Source organism: Mesorhizobium sp. (assembly GCF_004962925.1).
Classification (GTDB): domain Bacteria; phylum Pseudomonadota; class Alphaproteobacteria; order Rhizobiales; family Rhizobiaceae; genus Mesorhizobium.
Genome location: NZ_SUEO01000119.1, coordinates 12,853 through 13,090, shown reverse-complemented (window position 1 = coordinate 13,090; position 238 = coordinate 12,853). Strand labels below are relative to the sequence as shown.

The following is a 238-nucleotide window of genomic DNA, read 5'->3' as shown; positions in this document are numbered from 1 at the left end:
CGTCGGTAACGTCGCAGGGATAGGCCGTGACACGGCCCGGCATCTGCGCCGTCTCGACGATAAGCGTGTCGATCGGTTCGTCGTCGAGCGCCGTCACTGCGACGGTATAGCCTTGAGCCGCAAGGTCCTTGGCCAATGAACGGCCGATGCCGCTGCTGCCGCCCGTGATCCAGGCGACGCCGTGCTTCGGGTTGGCCCGATAGAGAGTCATGCTATGTCCTGCGACTTTTTCTTAGCC

At 63.0% G+C, this 238-nt stretch carries 1 pseudogene; it reads right to left on the bottom strand.

Annotated features, from left to right (window positions below):
* Positions 1-148: pseudogene (locus tag E5W87_RS21775) on the bottom strand (oxidoreductase); the annotation flags it as partial.
* Positions 149-238: the final 90 nt, after the last annotated feature.